Source organism: Algoriphagus sp. AGSA1, from assembly GCF_021390545.1.
Lineage (GTDB): Bacteria > Bacteroidota > Bacteroidia > Cytophagales > Cyclobacteriaceae > Algoriphagus.
This window is the reverse complement of record NZ_JAJUWR010000004.1, coordinates 150,155-166,783: the sequence shown is the minus strand read 5'-3', so window position 1 is coordinate 166,783 and position 16,629 is coordinate 150,155. Positions and strand designations below refer to the sequence as shown.

Annotated in this window: 15 protein-coding genes; 4 read left to right on the top strand and 11 right to left on the bottom strand. The window is 43.1% G+C overall.

Annotated features, from left to right (window positions below):
• The gene (locus tag LZF95_RS03950) at positions 1 to 1,356 is read left to right on the top strand and encodes an MATE family efflux transporter (protein ID WP_233753687.1); all 1,356 of its coding nucleotides are present in this window, start codon (positions 1 to 3) and stop codon (positions 1,354 to 1,356) included.
• 67 nt (positions 1,357 to 1,423) lie between these two features.
• Positions 1,424 to 2,776 carry a M24 family metallopeptidase gene (locus LZF95_RS03945; RefSeq protein WP_233753686.1) on the top strand — a complete coding sequence of 451 codons (1,353 nt, stop codon included), beginning with the start codon at positions 1,424 to 1,426 and terminating at the stop codon, positions 2,774 to 2,776.
• On the opposite strand, the gene LZF95_RS03940 is transcribed toward LZF95_RS03945, so the two are convergent.
• The 3 genes from LZF95_RS03940 to LZF95_RS03930 form a co-directional block, all read right to left on the bottom strand.
• Positions 2,773 to 3,951, bottom strand: a complete 1,179-nt coding sequence (locus LZF95_RS03940) for an MFS transporter (RefSeq protein ID WP_233753685.1) — start codon at positions 3,949 to 3,951, stop codon at positions 2,773 to 2,775. The two genes, LZF95_RS03945 and LZF95_RS03940, sit on opposite strands and share 4 nt — an antisense overlap.
• A 396-nt stretch (positions 3,952 to 4,347) precedes the next feature.
• Positions 4,348 to 5,449, bottom strand: a protein-coding gene (gene prfB, locus LZF95_RS03935) for a peptide chain release factor 2 (protein ID WP_233753684.1) whose coding sequence is annotated in 2 segments (ribosomal slippage) — positions 4,348 to 5,388 and positions 5,390 to 5,449 — 1,101 coding nt in all. Because the reading frame shifts where the segments join, the coding sequence is not laid out codon by codon here.
• A gap of 66 nt (positions 5,450 to 5,515) precedes the next feature.
• Positions 5,516 to 6,022, bottom strand: coding sequence for a hypothetical protein (locus tag LZF95_RS03930; protein WP_233753683.1), 507 nt, complete (start codon positions 6,020 to 6,022; stop codon positions 5,516 to 5,518).
• A gap of 571 nt (positions 6,023 to 6,593) precedes the next feature.
• Between LZF95_RS03930 and LZF95_RS03925 the strand changes: the two genes are divergently transcribed.
• Entirely contained in the window at positions 6,594 to 6,980 is a 387-nt protein-coding gene (locus LZF95_RS03925; protein WP_233753682.1) for a GreA/GreB family elongation factor, read from the top strand.
• Positions 6,981 to 7,024: 44 nt separating this feature from the next.
• Here the strand turns inward: LZF95_RS03925 and LZF95_RS03920 are convergent, their stop codons facing one another.
• The 8 genes from LZF95_RS03920 to LZF95_RS03885 all read right to left on the bottom strand — a co-directional run bounded on the left by LZF95_RS03920 (position 7,025) and on the right by LZF95_RS03885 (position 15,189).
• A complete protein-coding gene (locus tag LZF95_RS03920) occupies positions 7,025 to 8,092 on the bottom strand; it encodes a branched-chain amino acid aminotransferase (RefSeq protein WP_233753681.1) in 1,068 nt (355 codons plus the stop codon).
• Between the two features lie 41 nt (positions 8,093 to 8,133).
• On the bottom strand, positions 8,134 to 8,682 hold the full coding sequence (locus tag LZF95_RS03915) for a cob(I)yrinic acid a,c-diamide adenosyltransferase (RefSeq protein ID WP_233753680.1): 549 nt from the start codon (positions 8,680 to 8,682) through the stop codon (positions 8,134 to 8,136).
• A gap of 60 nt (positions 8,683 to 8,742) precedes the next feature.
• On the bottom strand, positions 8,743 to 9,456 hold the full coding sequence (locus LZF95_RS03910) for an ABC transporter ATP-binding protein (RefSeq protein ID WP_245405077.1): 714 nt from the start codon (positions 9,454 to 9,456) through the stop codon (positions 8,743 to 8,745).
• 79 nt (positions 9,457 to 9,535) lie between these two features.
• The gene (locus tag LZF95_RS03905) at positions 9,536 to 12,313 is read right to left on the bottom strand and encodes a hypothetical protein (protein WP_233753679.1); all 2,778 of its coding nucleotides are present in this window, start codon (positions 12,311 to 12,313) and stop codon (positions 9,536 to 9,538) included.
• 9 nt (positions 12,314 to 12,322) lie between these two features.
• On the bottom strand, positions 12,323 to 12,610 hold the full coding sequence (gatC, locus tag LZF95_RS03900; protein WP_233753678.1) for an Asp-tRNA(Asn)/Glu-tRNA(Gln) amidotransferase subunit GatC: 288 nt from the start codon (positions 12,608 to 12,610) through the stop codon (positions 12,323 to 12,325).
• Positions 12,611 to 12,700: 90 nt separating this feature from the next.
• The gene (locus LZF95_RS03895) at positions 12,701 to 13,444 is read right to left on the bottom strand and encodes a 1-acyl-sn-glycerol-3-phosphate acyltransferase (protein WP_233753677.1); all 744 of its coding nucleotides are present in this window, start codon (positions 13,442 to 13,444) and stop codon (positions 12,701 to 12,703) included.
• Positions 13,437 to 13,811 carry a cyanoglobin gene (locus LZF95_RS03890; protein ID WP_233753676.1) on the bottom strand — a complete coding sequence of 125 codons (375 nt, stop codon included), beginning with the start codon at positions 13,809 to 13,811 and terminating at the stop codon, positions 13,437 to 13,439. The genes LZF95_RS03895 and LZF95_RS03890 overlap by 8 nt, the downstream gene beginning before the upstream one ends.
• A gap of 22 nt (positions 13,812 to 13,833) precedes the next feature.
• Complete coding sequence (locus tag LZF95_RS03885; RefSeq protein WP_233753675.1) at positions 13,834 to 15,189, bottom strand: nodulation protein NfeD; 1,356 nt, start codon at positions 15,187 to 15,189, stop codon at positions 13,834 to 13,836.
• A 239-nt stretch (positions 15,190 to 15,428) separates the two neighbouring features.
• Between LZF95_RS03885 and LZF95_RS03880 the strand changes: the two genes are divergently transcribed.
• The gene (locus tag LZF95_RS03880) at positions 15,429 to 16,601 is read left to right on the top strand and encodes a LysM peptidoglycan-binding domain-containing protein (RefSeq protein WP_233753674.1); all 1,173 of its coding nucleotides are present in this window, start codon (positions 15,429 to 15,431) and stop codon (positions 16,599 to 16,601) included.
• The last annotated feature ends 28 nt before the right edge of the window (positions 16,602 to 16,629 follow it).

Sequence of the window (16,629 nt, the reverse complement as noted above, 5' to 3'; positions counted from 1 at the left end):
ATGACGATCAAAGATCATTTTAGTATCACCTTCAATCTGGCGTTCCCGGTGGTTTTGAGTCAGCTTGGACAGGTATTGGTGGGTGTGGCAGATAGTATGATGGTTGGCCGCTTAGGTGCTGTCCCTTTGGCGGCCGCTTCCTTGGGAAACAGTATATTTTTCGTGATCCTGATGTTTGGGATGGGAGTATCTATGGGGATTACACCGTTGGTCTCTATTGCGGATGGGAAAGGGAAACATAAACGTATAGGCCATCTTTTTCAGCATGGATTGTGGATCAATATAGCCACGGCAGTTCTTTTGACTGCGGTGATCGTAGGATTGTCCCAAGGTTTACATTTCCTGGATCAGCCTGAGGAGGTGGTGGATCTTACTATACCCTACCTTTTTATCATTACCTCATCTCTTTTGCCTTTTATGATATTCCAGTCTTTCAAGCAACTTGCAGAAGGGGTATCGCAGACTAAACAGGCAATGTATGTCACCGTTATCTGCAACTTGGTGAATGTTTTTCTGAACTGGGTATTGATCTACGGAAATCTTGGCGCCCCGGCAATGGGGCTGAATGGAGCTGGCCTGGCTACCTTGATATCACGGGTGATGATGCCTGTGATGATGGGGTTTTACGTGATGAAATCTGCCAGATATAGTGTCTTTGACCTTAAGTTGGGAATAGGGAAACTGAGGCTTTTACTTTTGGATAAAATATTGAAAATAGGGATACCAACCGGGTTCCAATACATTTTTGAAGTAAGTGCTTTTAGTGCCGCGGCCATCATGATGGGTTGGATAGGTGTCAATGCCCTTGCAGCGCACCAGATAGCAATTAACCTGGCTTCTGTAAGTTATATGATGGTTTCTGGATTGAGCACTGCAGGAATGATACGGGTAAGTAACCAGATCGGCAGAGGTGATTTTAAAACAATGCGTGAAGCTGGGATGGTGGTCTTTGGGATGACTCTGGTATTTATGTCCATTACTGGTTTGATCTTTATTTTGATGAGATCTTATCTGCCAACACTCTATATAGATAATGAAGAAGTTGTGGCTTTATCTGCTTCTTTGCTCATTATTGCGGGGATGTTCCAGCTATCGGATGGTATTCAGGTCGCTGGTCTGGGGGTGCTACGTGGGTTGGAGGATGTGAAGTTCCCCACCTTGATCACCCTGGTCGCTTATTGGGTGATTGGTCTCCCTCTTGGATACTTCTTGGCTTTTCAACTCGATATGGCTGAAAAAGGTATCTGGTATGGCTTGTTGCTTGGATTGAGTGTGACAGCAGTGGTGCTGTTTTATAGATTTTATAAACTAAGTAACAGGATGATTTCTGCTAATAAGCCTGTGGTGTCCGTGTAAGCATTTCTATTGGCGATGTTTATGGGTTAGTGATTTTATTATATATTCAAGAGAAATCCATCTGAATATGATCAATAGGCTACTTTCCGTTTTATTTATTTCTCTTGCTACCCATGTCAGTCTGGCACAAGATCTTGCAGTATTGACTCAGCGGGAGCAGGCGGCAGTTATAGATGGCTGGCTTGAATACCGTATCCAAAACCTCCTTCCAGAACTTATGACAGAATCGGGAATTGATATGTGGGTGGTGGTTTCCCGGGAATATAATGAAGATCCTGTGATCCAGACCATGCTTCCGGCTACATGGATGGCTGCTAGAAGAATGACTATTCTCGTCATATATCAACCTTCCGAAAATGCTCCAGTGGAAACTTATGCTGTTGCCAGATATGATGTGGGGAGATCTTTTAAGAGAGCTTGGGATCCGGAAAGCCAACCCGATCAATGGGAGGCTTTGGTGGAACTAATTGCCTCTAAAAACCCCAAAAAAATAGGATTAAACTATGCTGAGGATTATGGGCATGCGGATGGTCTGACTTCTACTGAGCACCAGCTCTTCTTAGAATATCTGCCCGCTGGCCTTCATACAAAGATTGTTTCGGCCCAAACTCTGGCGGTACGCTGGTTAGAAACCAGGACTGAGCCTGAAATGGCAACTTACAGACATATCCAGGAAATCGCCCATTCGATTATCGCAGAGGGGCTGTCTGAGGCCGTGATTACACCTGGAGTAACTACGACGGAGGACGTGGTATGGTGGTATAGAGAGAAAATCAAGGAACTGAAGTTGGATACCTGGTTTCATCCTTCTGTGGATATTCAGCGGGCCGATCCCGCAAATACTGAGCATGAGATGAATTTTGCAAATAAAGCTCCTGACACGGTGATTATGCCAGGAGATCTGCTTCATATGGATTTTGGGATCACCTATTTAAGGCTAAATACAGATACACAACAGATGGCTTATGTGCTCAAGGCCGGAGAAACTGATGTCCCTGATTATTTGCAGAAAGCATTTTACCAAGGCAATAAACTTCAGGATATCCTAACTTCCAATTTTGTCGAAGGAAAAACAGGAAATGAAATTCTTCGGGCTACCAGGAAAGCTATGGATACACAGGGAATCCGAGGCAGTATCTATACTCATCCACTTGGGTACTATGGGCATTCGGCAGGGCCTACTATTGGTATGTGGGATAATCAGGGAGACACCCCAGGAGCGGGTGATTTTGCACTTCATGCCAATACGGGTTATGCGATAGAATTGAATACTGTGGTTTTTGTGCCTGAATGGAATAAGGACGTAAGAATTATGCTGGAAGAAGGGGCTCTATTTGATGGTGAAAAAGTAATTTATTATAATGGTCGGCAGAAGGAAATTTTTTCTGTACCAAGGATGAATAAGCCTTGGGGCAATTAAGTTTCTGAATGGAGTTGATTTGGGCTTTTGATCATGAGTAATAGTATAAAAGCTATAGCGGCGATGCCTGCGCTGGTAAGGAATACCAAGCGGAAATTTTCCGCACTATTGGCGAACATAAACCCTGAAACCAACGCTCCTATACCTATTCCTGCTTCCAAGAAAATGTACATTGTGGCCAGCGCTCTCCCTCGGAAACGGTCAACGGCCAAATCCACTACCCATGCTGCACTGGTAGGGCTATACATTCCTACAGCACAGCCAAAGAGTACTCCTGAGCCTAACAGAGCGAATTTGGTTTCAGCCAAGGCGACCAAAACCATTGCGCAGACCAATGTTATACTGGCAGCCCGCATCACTGGAATTCTGCCGTATCTATCCGAGGTCTTTCCTGCCAAAAGTCTAATTCCTAGAGATGATAGCGTAAACACACCGAAAAACAATCCCTTGTTTTCCACTCCCAGGTGAACGGAGAAATCGGGAATTATTGTCAATACTACTCCAAAAGAAAAACAGCAAAGAAATAATATCCCAGAGGGGATGAGTACTCTTTTTTCAATGATTTCCTCCTTTTTCAATCTTAGCATTTTCCAGGAGATTTTTTCTTTGGAAGGAAGGGTCTCCTTCAATTTTAGAAGAATCAGGATGGAAAAAATCGCAGTACATGCTGATACGTAAAATACAGTTTCTATAGTGAGCATAGTAGCCAGCCATCCACCAATCGCAGGACCGGCTGCCATCCCCATAGAGCCAAAGAGCGAGAATAATCCCATGGCTTCCCCACGCTTCTGATATGGGACAATATCAGCGACATAAGCTGAGGCACCAGTAGGAGTGAAACCGGTAGAAAAACCATGGGCAAATCTCAAAAACAGGAAACCGCTCACGAAACTGAGCAAAGGGTAGAGCAAGCCTACAACAAAGCAAACACTGGCCCCAATCATCATTACTGGTATTCTACCGATTCTATCAGCCAGCTTGCCGCTAAATGGTCTGGATAGGCCAGCTGAAAGCGTAAATAATGCAATAATGAACCCTTTGTAATCCTCTCCTCCCAAAGATGTCAGATATTCTGGAAGCTCTGGGATGATCATATTGAATGAAGAAAAAAACAAAAAGGAACTCAAACAAAGTAGGCTGAAATCTAGGGTGAAAAAGGAGGGGAGGATTCGCATGAGAGTTGCGAAAATAAGAAAAAAGAAGGGATGAGAAGCAAGAATTCAGTAGTAAGACATAAGCAGGCAGAAGTAAGAGTCAAGAACCAAGAGATTCTGAGATGTTTTGTTGAAATGGGACAGACGAACAAGTTCACTTCTCCCGGCATCATTTAGCTCATAAGGACTGTCGCTTCAGGGCTGCCGTTTTATCATCGATTTCTACACCCTCCGTTGCTATCAGGTACATGATCCCTTCGGAAATACAAGATGCACGTGATAATGCTGTAAACGGAAAAAATTAAAGGCCAGAATTAAATCCTGGCCTAGCAACTAGTTGGATCAGCAGTGCCTAACGGAGATAGTTGTATAATACAATGAGTACACTGTCCTCAGATCACTGAAAACTGAATTTGATTAATCTTTGCTGGCTTGCTCTTCGCTTTGCGCCAGCAGGAATGCTTTCATAAACTCGTTCAGACCTCCATCCAGTACATGCTGGGTGTCTGAGGTCTCATATCCGGTGCGGTTGTCTTTCACCAATTTGTATGGGTGAAGTACATAGTTACGGATTTGTGAACCGAAATCCACTCTCATCTTAGAGGATTCGATCTTTGCTATTTCCGCGTTCCTCTTTTCCAATTCCAGTTGGAATAGGCGGGATTTCAGCATTTGCATGGCTTTTTCCCTATTGGCCAGCTGAGAGCGTTCGATCTGACAAACCACCACGATTCCCGTAGGTTTGTGGGTCAGCTGAACTTTGGTTTCTACCTTGTTTACGTTCTGACCACCTGCTCCTCCGGATCTGGATGTATGCAATTCCACATCAGCAGGGTTGATTTCGATTTCAATCGAATCGTCCACTTCGGGATACGCATATACAGAAGCAAAAGAAGTGTGCCTTCTTCCTCCTGAGTCAAAAGGAGATATGCGCACCAATCTATGGACACCAGTTTCGGATTTTAGAAATCCATAGGCTAGGGGGCCTTCAAATTCCAGTGTACAGGACTTGATACCCGCGACCTCCCCGGGCTGCATATCCACCTCTCTCACTTTGTAGCCGTTCTTCTCACCCCACATGATGTACATTCGCATGAGTATAGAAGCCCAGTCATTACTTTCTGTGCCACCTGCCCCGGGATTGATCTCCAGTACAGCATTCAGCTGATCCTCTTCTGAAGAAAGCATTTTTTTGAGTTCCAACTCCTGCACCTCTGCTTCCGCTTTGATGTACTCAGCTTTGATCTCTTCTTCAGAAACCTCGTCTGCGTTGTAGAACTCAAACAAAACATCGAGATCCTCGATGATTTTATTGAGTGATTCAAATGCACTGGTCCAAGCTTTCCGGGCTTGAATCTGCTTCATGCTTTTCTCCGCTTCCTCTGGATTATTCCAAAAGTCCGGTTGGGCTGATACGGCCTCTAAGTCTTCTATTTCGGCAATCTTACGATCGTAGTCAAAGATACCTCCTCAAAGCCGATGTGCGGGCTTTCAAGTCTTTCAGTTGTTCTGAAGTCATCTGTCTAGGTTAAAATTTAGGCTGCAAAAGTCCGAAAAAATATCTGTTTATACCAGTATTCTTTTATTAATCCATCCTCATTTGTATAAGTTGGATTTTATTGCGACCTGAATTTTTGAATGTTTTGTAGCGAATGGGCAGCATGGCCACTCCTGCTCCCAATAAGATCCCTGAAGCCAGTCCCACACCACTGTCTATCGAGAATTCATTGCCTTGGTAGATACTGTTGATGGATTCTGCGCCTATCAGTATAACGCCAGCACTCAGCGTCAACACATTCAATGCTCTCAGTGTGCCGTTTCTTCGGTCTTTATTCCTCACATCGAGCTCAGTAATGCTTTCAGGAGAAAGAATGTTTTCCCTTAGGTATATGTAATTTTGGTCAATACTCTGGATGACATCTGTGACAAAATAATCAATTTTGGTGCTTTTGTATGTTATTTCCTCTCCTGGGTAATAGCGGATTTGGGATTTTTGTTTTGCACCTCTTTTTAAAAGTACAAAGTCTGTTCCTTGGGCGTAAGAGGAAATGGAAGCTATCAAAAGCAGAAAAAGGACTGAGAGGATTTTCATTATTCTAAATAAAAGTAAAGTTGGACGTAATCATGGGTTCGGATGTTAAATATGTTGAAAAAACGTGAAATGATGGCCCATGTTCAGAAATGAAGATAATTACCACTAAAAGATCATTAGCGTCATCTTACCAATAGAGAGGGCTTGCTGAAAAATTGGATGACATCCAATTGTGGTTCACAAGGGGCATATAGGGGTATATCGCAATTGTCCGATTTCAATTCGGCTTCTAGTTTACCTACTTGTATTCATTCACACATGATTATTTTGGGATTTTGAAGCCAATAGCTAAACATAAATTGTGGGAGTACGTTGACTTGTTGTTATACGGTTACTTTTAAGCTTCTCATACAGTTGATTCTAAGCAAATCTCATATCCAGCGTCATTATTGTCCTACAGGAACAGCTGTAAGACCGGATATTTGTGCGCTTTGTCAAAAGAATAAAGCCTTTGTTCAGTAGCCCTCAGTGATTTCCAGTATTACGTAAGTAGGGCAATTTTTCCAGATTTCTTACTGTTTCTTCATCCGGACATTATTTGCCCGGAATTACTAATTAATTTCTAATAATCATGAAACCAACACTCACAAAAACCGACTATAATACCATTAAAGAACTGATCGTCAATACTCCATCTCATTTGGTTACCAAGGAGATTTCTATGCTTGCAAAAGAAATAGAAAAAGCAAAAAAAGTCCCGGATTCAAAGATTGAAGCTCAGGTAATTCGTGTTAATTCGTACTTTGAGGTACAGGATGTAGCTTCAGGAAAACTGCTGAGCTTTCAGTTGACCTTGCCAAAGAACGGTAACCTGGCGGATAAGAAGCTTTCCATACTTTCTCCCCTAGGAGTTGCGCTTATTGGTTTTCAAGAGGGGATGGAAATAGAATGGACACTTCCAGGCGGACTGAAAAAACTGAAAATCCTTAGCGTAAAGAATGCTGTCCCCGCAGAATAAAAAAAGTCTGCCTATGCAAAATAGGCAGACTAAATAGGTGATTTTTACACGCTGAGGATCCACTTATGAGGATCCTGAACCAACCCGTATTTGATGCCATCCAATTCTGCCAATACCCGATGTGAAAATGCATCTGTTGGTTTTTGTGGGAGGTCATAATCCTTTCCATTTACGTTAATACGCTGTACATGCGCAATCGTAGCTGCAGTGCCCGTCCCGAAGGCCTCTTCAAATGTCCCTTCTTGCAGTGCGGTTTCCAGTTCAGAGACGGTAAGAAACCGCTCTTCTAATGGCTCGTTCCAGTCTTTGGCTAATTGGATTACCGAGTCCCTGGTGATGCCTTTTAGGATTGTGCCTGTATGGGTGGGAGCGGTGATCAGTTTTCCATTGATTTTAAACATGATGTTCATCGTGCCGCTTTCTTCAATCTTGCTGTGGGATTTGCCGTCTGTCCACAGAAGTTGATCGTAGCCGGCCTTCTGTGCCTGTCGTGCAGGGTAGAGAGAAGCGGCATAGTTTCCCGCTGTTTTGGCAGCTCCAGTCCCCCCTTCAGTAGCTCTCGTGAATGTTGTTTCTACTTTTACACTGACTGGCTTATTATAGTAGTTGCCTACAGGACAGGTGAGGATGATAAAGGTGTAGGTGTCTGAAGGCTTTACTCCTATGTAATCATCCGTTGCAAACATAAAAGGCCTAATGTACAAAGAAGCTCCTTTAGCGGTAGGCACCCAATTTCTGTCCAGATCGATCAGTTGTGTCAGCCCTTCCATGAAAATCTCCTCAGGAAGCTCAGGCATACACATACGCTCAGCTGACTCATTTAATCGGCGCCAGTTAGCGTCCGCCCGGAAGATCAATATTTTACCTTCCTCGTTTCTATAGGCTTTTAATCCTTCAAAAATTGACTGCCCATAGTGTAACGTTGCATTGGCAGGATTGAGATTTAGAGATGCATAAGGGACAATCCTAGCATCACACCATTCACCGTTTTTGTAATCGGCCACAAACATGTGGTCGCTGATGGTGCGTCCAAATACTAAATTGGAAAAGTCTGTTTCCGCTATTCTAGAGTTCTGAACTTTAGTTATCGGTAGGGCAAGTTGTGTCTTCATTTGTATTGCCTTTAATCTGGCTGAGCAAAGGTAGCTAATAATTATTTTCTGGGTTTCCAGATTACTTCATTTACATTGAGTTCTTGGGCCATTTTTCTACACAACACAAATAGGTAGTCTGAAAGCCTGTTGAGATATTGAAGGACCAAATGGGAGACTTCTTCCATAGCGGCAAGTTCGGTCACTATCCTTTCACATCTTCTGCAAACTGTTCTCGCGATGTGGCCATACGATACAGAAGTATGGCCTCCAGGAAGAATAAAAGCAGTGAGCGGGGCAAGGGTTTTTTCCATTTCATCGATTTGCTTTTCCAGCATTTCAATGTCAGATTCCAACAAATCCGGTTTTTTCACATTTCCCTTGCTAGGATCTGTGGCCAAATCTGCCCCAATTGTAAAAAGCCTATCCTGTATTTCATTAAGGGTCTCTACCCTCATCCAGTTGACTTCCTGATCCCTAAGCAGTCCGATATAAGAATTTAGCTCGTCCACAGTGCCATATGCGTCTATTCGCACGTCGAATTTTGGCACCCGGGTTCCCCCTAAAAGCGAAGTTTGCCCTTCATCACCTGTTTTTGTATAGATTTTCATCTCCTTTCCCTGATTCTCCTAGGGCAAAAATAAGAATCTATTTGAATTTATAAGGTGTGATTAGACATGCATTGCAATTCCTCGCGTAGGATTTGGGTTGGTAGTGTCAGTTTCTACCAGACCATCGCGCAACCTTACGATACGGTGGGCATAATGGGCTATATCATCCTCATGGGTAACCATAATGATGGTGTTGCCTTTGGAGTGCAGTTCATGGAATAGTTCCATGATGTCGTAGGAGGTTTTCGAGTCCAGGTTTCCGGTAGGTTCATCAGCTAGGATTATGCTGGGATTGTTCACCAACGCCCTCGCTATTGCTACACGCTGGCGCTGACCGCCTGAAAGCTCATTTGGGCGGTGTTTTGTCCTTTCGCCCAGCCCCACATTTGTCAGTGCCTGAAAAGCAATCTCTTCCCGATCTGACTTACTCATACCTGCATATACTAACGGAAGGGCTACATTTTCCAGGCAACTTGCTCTGGGAAGAAGATTAAAGGTCTGAAATACAAATCCGATTTCTTTATTCCTGATCTCTGCCAATTCATTTTCAGTCATATCCGAAACATCCTTGTTGTTCAGCACATAGCTGCCTGAGGTAGGGGTGTCCAAGCAACCTATGATGTTCATCAATGTGGATTTTCCAGAACCGGACGGCCCCATGAAAGCTACATATTCACCTTTGTCAACAGTAATAGAAACGGACTTGAGTGCTTGGATCACTTCCGAACCCATTTTGTAGGTTTTATTGATTTCGTGGGTTTCTATAATTTTCATCTTGGCTGGGGGTTTTGCTAAATTTACAGATAAGGGTCAGAAATTGTATCTCTACCTTCACAAAAAACGTTAATAGAGATCAATAGTTCAAGTTCTTCAGGGTTTCAAGTTCTTCTTCACTCACCCATTGCCTTAAGATTTCCTCGGCTTCGTTCGCATACTTGTCCAGCCCGCTCTCTTTTGCCGCTTTGATTTTCTTCACCCATAAGGTGGGGTCTTGATTAAACTCTGTAGCCGAATTTAAGATCTCATATTGATCCAAAGGATCACTTATTGTTTCTAACTCGCTTATTATTAGAGGGCTAAGGTATGGGTTCGCAGTCAGTTCTCTACTTGCCTTTAACCAAGAGACCAAAGAATTTACAGACTCCTCATTGCTGAGGTCAGGATTATTTATGAAGTTGCTGAGTTGTTCCTGCCCACCGATTTTATTATTGATAAATTTTTCCAATTCTTTCAATTCCGAACCGCTAAGCCCATGGGCCTTATAAACGATAAGACGAATTGCGATGTCCGTTTTCAATGCATTTTCAGGAAATGAACGCCATTGGGACAGTAGATTTTTGGAGGATTGCTGGTGAAAGCGGCTGATTAATGAGAGGAATTGGGCAATTGCCGTATCTTCATCATTGATGAACCCAGGCAAGGACACGTTATATTTTTCTTGGATTTCCACTGACTTTTGCGGCATCCCCGCCAGCCCAAAAATACTCCAATGATGGGTGTCAAAGCCTTGAAATCCTCTTTCTTCAGCTGCTATAAATTCTAGGGCTGCTTTCCGAAAATCCATCTCCTTAGCCAGGATACTTCCTGAGAGCTGAAGATAATATGCCGCATCATTGGGATTTCTAAAGGCCAGACCGTTCAGATTCTTGACTGCCTCCCTCACACGTCCTGCTCCGAGGCTCCGGATTACGGCAGTTTCCTGCAGTGACATTACGTAGGGAGTCATTTCAGGTAGTTGCCCTAAACTATCCAAGGTTGCCAAATCATCTCTTGGATCTTCTCTATTGATCTGTGAAAGCAAATTCCTCCAACCCGCATTGAGCAACATGGGTGAATCTTCAGACTCCAGCTGCTTTTTGATTGACTGGGTAAGTTCAGCAGGAGGGATGTTCGCAAGGGAATTTACCGTTGCCAGCTCATTGAGTTGGGAGATTAGGTTGCTGGATAGCTCTTTTGTTTCTTCAGGTAGGCCCAATTTTGTTTTTAAAGCGATTAAGTTAGAGCCCAATACAGGATGGTTGATATCAGACTCATTTAATAAAGTCAATGCCTCTGCGGATTTATTGATTTTGGTGTAGAGTAAACTTAAGTTATTAACGAGATATTTATCCCCAGGAAATATTTCAAGTCCCTTTTCCAAATAGTAAATAGACTCAAACACCTTGTTCTCCTGGTGCAATCTTTCTGCAAGCAGTAGTATGTTATCTACTTGGGGGGCATCAGTGAAACTTTCTTCAAGGTGTTCCTTTGCCAAGGTGGGCTGCTTCAGGTCTAGCAGTAATTGGGCGGTGGCAAACTTTGCCTTTGGGTTTTTACGGTAACGCTTCCAGGCATTTTCATATAGAATACTGGCTTCAAGTTTCTTCTCTGTTTTATAATAATATTCAGCTAGAATATTACTTGTCATGGCATTTGCCTGTACGCCCACTATACCGTCAGTATAGGTGGCAATTACTAGAATTACAATTAAACCGCCTATCCTAACGTGGTAATAGACAAGAGAATAAGGCTTGTACAGGATTTTGTCAATTGCTTTACCTGAATTCATGACTGACATGAAGTTAGCCATCAAGTAAATAAAGAAGAACAGCGAAAAACCTAGCTGGGAATAGGTTAGTAAGTGTTTGAAAAGTTCTTCTGCCGGCTGGTTTCCGGACAGTTTGAGTTTCCATACTAGCCACAATACAAGTCCAAATCCAAGTAGATGAAGGGCTTTGATGACAGCAGGACTTGATGCGAGTTGATCACTTTGCCTTACTTTTTCACTTATAGAAAGGTAACCTAATAATCCAATAGGGATAAGAAGGTAAAGTGGTGAGAACATAGGAAAAGGAAGTTCTCCCTGAAGTGCCAGAAGGATCGAAAAAAGTGTGCCTAAATAGATCAGCGTAATCAAGCTGATCTGTAAGGAAATGTTCAGGTTTAAATGACGGTTTGCCCTGGCAAGCAGTATATAAGTTCCTGACAGGATGCTATGCCCATTCCAAAATACCCAGGCTAACACAAGACCAAAGCCTGGCATCAGACTATGTTCAGCTAAGTAGATCGATGGTTTCGGCACGGGGCTCAGAAGAATCAGGAAAACCAATGAAGTAAAAGTTGCCGCACCGATCACCAGCCACTTGAGGATAAGATGCGCGCCCTGCCCCCAGAGATGGAAACAAACCATGGGGATCAGCGTAGCCCCAAGCAATATGATCAGAGGATAATTTGCACTTTGTCCTCCGATATTTAAGCCGTTGAAATCACTGAGTGTAAGCAATACTATCCAAAAAATTCCTCCTAGGATAAAATAGGTTTTCTTGAATGCTGTCAGTAAGGTCAAGGTTGTTATAACCCCCAACCATACGATGCCTGCATAGATATACGATTCGTTTACATATGTTTTAGGTGCTAGAGTTTTGAATTCCTGAAATATCAGGTAATTATCCACTTTTATAGGAAAGGAAATAGGCCCAATCTGAGCCCAATCGAAAGGAATGGCAATGGTGTCCAAAAATGCGCCCGCTTGGATGTTTTTATAAGGCTGGGGGTCGATAATCAGGTAATAAAGCGCAAGAATCCCACCTACAAATATAAAAAGGGAGGCGAGAGTCTTAAATAATCTGGAAGTGTTCAAGGTATCTTTCAAGAAAATAGGTTATTCTAAAACCTTCGGAACCCGGAAATAGTCTGCATCCCGCTTAGGCGCATTTTTCAATCCTGATTCATGATCCAACTGATGGCCGATCTTGTCCTCCCGCATATCATTGATCTCCGAAGACATTGTGGTCAATGGAGCCACGTTTTCGGTGTCAATTTCATTTAACTGCTCTACCCAGTCCAAAATCTGGCTCATGTCTCTCGACATTTTTTCAGTACCTCTTTCATCGAACTCTAAGCGGGCAAGATGAGCGATTTTCTTAATCGTATTGGTATCTATTTTCATTTGATTGTATTTTATTTTTTTTGAATAGGGGTGGAGCAATGTATATGAAGCCTAGCTTTTCAAAATTATCTTCCGTAATGATTTCACTAATCATGCTTGGTATGAAGAGGGTGGGTTGTCTAGCAAAAGTTGATCCTGGATAACTCGATAGCACTTTTCTTTCAATACCTTTTCTGACTTAAAATTTTCGGGAAATAAAGGCTGGTGAAGTACCATTTTAGCCCTTCTCCAGCGAAGTAGGAGCTTCCCGTCATCGGGTAAAATTAGATGATTATAGGATAAAGTGACAGGGATAATTGGGATTTGTTTTTCTTTGGCCATCCGAAATGCCCCGTTTTTAAATGGAATCATCTCAGGAGGGTTTTGGGTGAATATCCCGCCTTCTGGGAAAATAATAATACTGCTACCGGATTCCAGTGCTTCATCAGTTCGCTTCATAGTTTCTGCACGGCTTTTCAGCCGTTCTCTGTCCACGGCTATATGCAGATTTTTGAAATAGTACCCGAACAGCGGAGCCTTACGGATGGAAGCTTTTCCTACAAAGAGTACATCCCCAGAAATAAATCCCATCATAGGGATGTCTAAGTAGCTAAAGTGGTTAGCCAGATATATATAAGGTTTTCCTGGGTCAAGTTCATCGGATTTTTCGATTTTAACCGGTAGGAAGATACAGGTGAAGAATCCTCTTGCCCAATAACGGTTGATTTTCCTGCCATACTTTTTCCAGCCTGGCACCCAAATACAGATCAGGATAAATGGAAATATAAGTAAAAAGCTAATCGCAAAAATTACAGCTGCATAGATGGAATACAGTCTTGCGGCGAGATTACGCATGGTTGATCATGTGATTGGCTGCTTTGACAAAATAGCTCATCATTGCTTCCCTTATAGTGGGGTCAATACTCAAATGGTCTAACGCCACAAGCATAGCATTCATCCAGTGGTCACGCATGGATGAATCGATTTTCCATTTGGCATGCCGCATTCTTAGCCTTGGATGCCCCCTTTGCTCAGAATATATTCCCGGCCCCCCGAATACCTGCAGCAAAAATAAATACAAACGCTCTTCCGCAGGTTGCAAATCTTTAGGATATAATCTTCTTAACACTTCATTTTTTGCGATTTCTTGATAGAAGACTTTACTTAGTTGTCGGATTTTTTCTTCGCCGATAAGCTCGTATATCGTCTGTGTAGAATTCATGCCGCAAACTTACCAAATTCTCTTAACCCTCCCATTTTTTAACTTTTAGAGAGGTTCCTTCGGTAGATATGACGATGATTTTTTCTCCTTGATCTATAAAATCCCCTCGTGAATAAGCATCATAGATCTCTCCTTCTATTTCTATTTTTCCACTGGGACGAAGCCTGGAATGAACCACTCCGGTTTTTCCTTTAAGCGTATCCGCATAAAAAGAGGAGGTGTAACCCTCACTCCTTTGCTGGGTACTGGCAAGTGAAATCGTTTTGAAGGCTCCCCATTCATTTACTTTGGGTGTGAGCCAAAAAACAAGACCCACTGACACGATTGATGCTAGGGTCACTGTCAATAAAGCAGTGAACAAGTCGCCTGCCGGTACGAAATCAAAGTTGAAATTCTGATTAGGGACCATGCCCAAAACCAGTCCCGTCAGTATGCCGATGATGCCAAGTATACCGAAAATCCCAAATCCCGGAACAACAAAGAGTTCTACTGCCAAAAGGATCACACCTATCAGGAAAACCAGAATTTCCCAGTTTTCGGCAAGTCCATTGAGATAATATGGTATGAAATACAACATGACCGCTACTACTGAAGCGAGAATTGGAAAGCCCACTCCTGGAGTCTGTAACTCGAAGTATAAGCCCCCAATAATTATCAGAATCAGGAATCCGCTGACGGCAGGGTTTAAGAAAAAAGCAATAATCTGCTCCGTTTGGGGAGGAGTATAAACAATTAACTCCGAATCAGCCAGATCTTGAGCATCAAGAATTGCTTCAATAGATGAATATTGTCCTTCACAAAACCCGTGTGTTATTGCCTCGGCCACCGAGAAAGTAATAACCGATCCCTCTTCCGAAACGCCCTCAATCTCAATTCTTTCATCCACCATAGCCTCTGCTATTCTAGGGTTCCGACCTTTGGCCTCTGCTGTGCTTCTCATCATCGAACGCATGTAGGACTGGTATTTGTCAGGGGCAGCTGCACCATCTGCTCCATTGACCACAGTGGCCGCCCCTATACTGGATCCCGGAGCCATATAGATACTGTCAGTCGCTATAGAGATGAGGGCTCCTGCAGAGGCGGCGTCCTTATTGATAAACACATATACAGGTCTCTTGGAATTGAGGATCATGGTTCGGATTTCATCAGCGTCGTTCACGGCTCCACCATAGGTATCCATCTCTATTATGATCAGATCAGCCTTTGATTCTTCAGCTTTCTCCAGCGCCAGTTTCACCCGTCTAGTCATGGCAGGATCTATGTCTTCATCGATTTTGAAGGTAAATACTTTCTTGTCACTCCCGATATCCGTTTGGGCCAGAACCAGTTGAGAAAAGAATAAGAGAAAGAGCAGTAATAGATTAATAGAGGTTTTCATTTTGTGATTTCATATACGAATGATAAAAGATACGAAATACCATCAAAAAGTGGTTGTTTTCTTTATTGATGCGGTATTTCTATCCACCCAATTCTGATTCCTGGACTATTCTACGATCTTTGCGGACATAGCATATTTAAGGGAGGTGACATTTCTTTTCTAGCATAATTCTTGCGCCTCTAATCTTTGGAAATTAATCTTGTATTTCTATTTCGTTTATCCCAACTCAGCACATCCCTATGGACAATAGATCACAGTTCTTCTGGTCGTTTCTTCTTATTTCCTCGTTTCTTTCTTCATTTTCAATGGCCTCAGGCTTGCATTCTATAGACTCTGTAGGTGTTCAGCGTATCGGAGACCAATCTTATATTTTACATGAAGTGGATCCCAAAGAAACCCTTTTTGGCATCTCCCGTCGATATAAGTCCCCTGTAAGTGATATAATAGAGGCAAATCCGGTTTTGAAACAAGGGCTAAAAATAGGGCAGACGATCAAAGTGCCGTTCATTTCCATGGCAGAGCTTCCTGCAGGGTCAGTGCTGCATAATGTGGTGCCGGGTGAAACGCTTTTCTCTATATCCAAGAAATATGGGGTCTCGGTGGAAAGTGTGATGCGGCAAAACGGTTTGAAAGGGAACGACCTTAGCGTAGGTCAGTCTCTGATCATAGAGCCTGCAGTACCGGTGACGGTAGAGAAAAAAACGGAGCCTTCAGTGACTGTTGCCGCTTCCACGGATGTCGAGAAAACAGAGGCAAAAACGAAAGAAAAACCAGCGAAGAAAACTGAAGCGGCTCCAAAACAAAATGAAACTATAGCTTCTGCTCCGAAATCAGAAACGGTAAAATCCACTTCCCCAAAGGCAGCGGTGGAAACTAGCAAGCCGATGGTACTAGGGGAATGGAAATCCCACACCGTACAGGTGGGGGAGACCTTGTTTTCTATTGCAAGCCAATATTCAGCCCGGGTAGAAGATTTGATCACCTGGAACGCGCTCACTTCAAACAATCTACAACAAGGGCAAGTACTAAAAGTAGGAAGAGGAGCCATGCAAGAGTCAACTGTCCCTGTGATAGGAACCCCTAGAGTGGTGTCAAGCGCTGACGAAATGATGGTGGAGCCTGCAGATTCCAAATCTTCCGGAGGCTTTAAAAACATCAAGGAAACTGGACAGGCTGAATTGATAGAAGGTACCGGCGGACACAAAAAGTATCTTGTCCTTCATAGAACAGCCCCAGTAGGAACTGTGATGCGTGTGAAAAACGAAGAAAATGACGTGACTATATTTGCACGTGTGGTAGGAACCCTTCCTGAGACTGGGGACAATAACAAATTGATAATAAAGCTATCCCAGGCAGCTTTTGATCAACTAAAAGCAGTGAATGGCAGATTTCCTGTGGAAGTAATGTATTAAGATGCCGGGATTATCATCAAAGCAATAG

Bases quoted from the DNA above. Each gene is read 5' to 3' on its own strand.
- LZF95_RS03945 (WP_233753686.1), top strand. From the start codon at position 1,424: ATGATCAATAGGCTACTTTCCGTTTTATTTATTTCTCTTGCTACCCAT.
- LZF95_RS03915 (WP_233753680.1), bottom strand. From the start codon at position 8,682: ATGAAAATCTATACAAAAACAGGTGATGAAGGGCAAACTTCGCTTTTA.
- LZF95_RS03890 (WP_233753676.1), bottom strand. From the start codon at position 13,811: ATGAATTCTACACAGACGATATACGAGCTTATCGGCGAAGAAAAAATC.
- LZF95_RS03885 (WP_233753675.1), bottom strand. From the start codon at position 15,189: ATGAAAACCTCTATTAATCTATTACTGCTCTTTCTCTTATTCTTTTCT.
- LZF95_RS03930 (WP_233753683.1), bottom strand. From the start codon at position 6,022: ATGAAAATCCTCTCAGTCCTTTTTCTGCTTTTGATAGCTTCCATTTCC.
- LZF95_RS03895 (WP_233753677.1), bottom strand. From the start codon at position 13,444: ATGCGTAATCTCGCCGCAAGACTGTATTCCATCTATGCAGCTGTAATT.
- LZF95_RS03940 (WP_233753685.1), bottom strand. From the start codon at position 3,951: ATGCGAATCCTCCCCTCCTTTTTCACCCTAGATTTCAGCCTACTTTGT.
- LZF95_RS03880 (WP_233753674.1), top strand. From the start codon at position 15,429: ATGGACAATAGATCACAGTTCTTCTGGTCGTTTCTTCTTATTTCCTCG.
- LZF95_RS03925 (WP_233753682.1), top strand. From the start codon at position 6,594: ATGAAACCAACACTCACAAAAACCGACTATAATACCATTAAAGAACTG.
- LZF95_RS03910 (WP_245405077.1), bottom strand. From the start codon at position 9,456: ATGAAAATTATAGAAACCCACGAAATCAATAAAACCTACAAAATGGGT.
- gatC (WP_233753678.1), bottom strand. From the start codon at position 12,610: ATGAAAATAGATACCAATACGATTAAGAAAATCGCTCATCTTGCCCGC.
- LZF95_RS03950 (WP_233753687.1), top strand. From the start codon at position 1: ATGACGATCAAAGATCATTTTAGTATCACCTTCAATCTGGCGTTCCCG.
- LZF95_RS03920 (WP_233753681.1), bottom strand. From the start codon at position 8,092: ATGAAGACACAACTTGCCCTACCGATAACTAAAGTTCAGAACTCTAGA.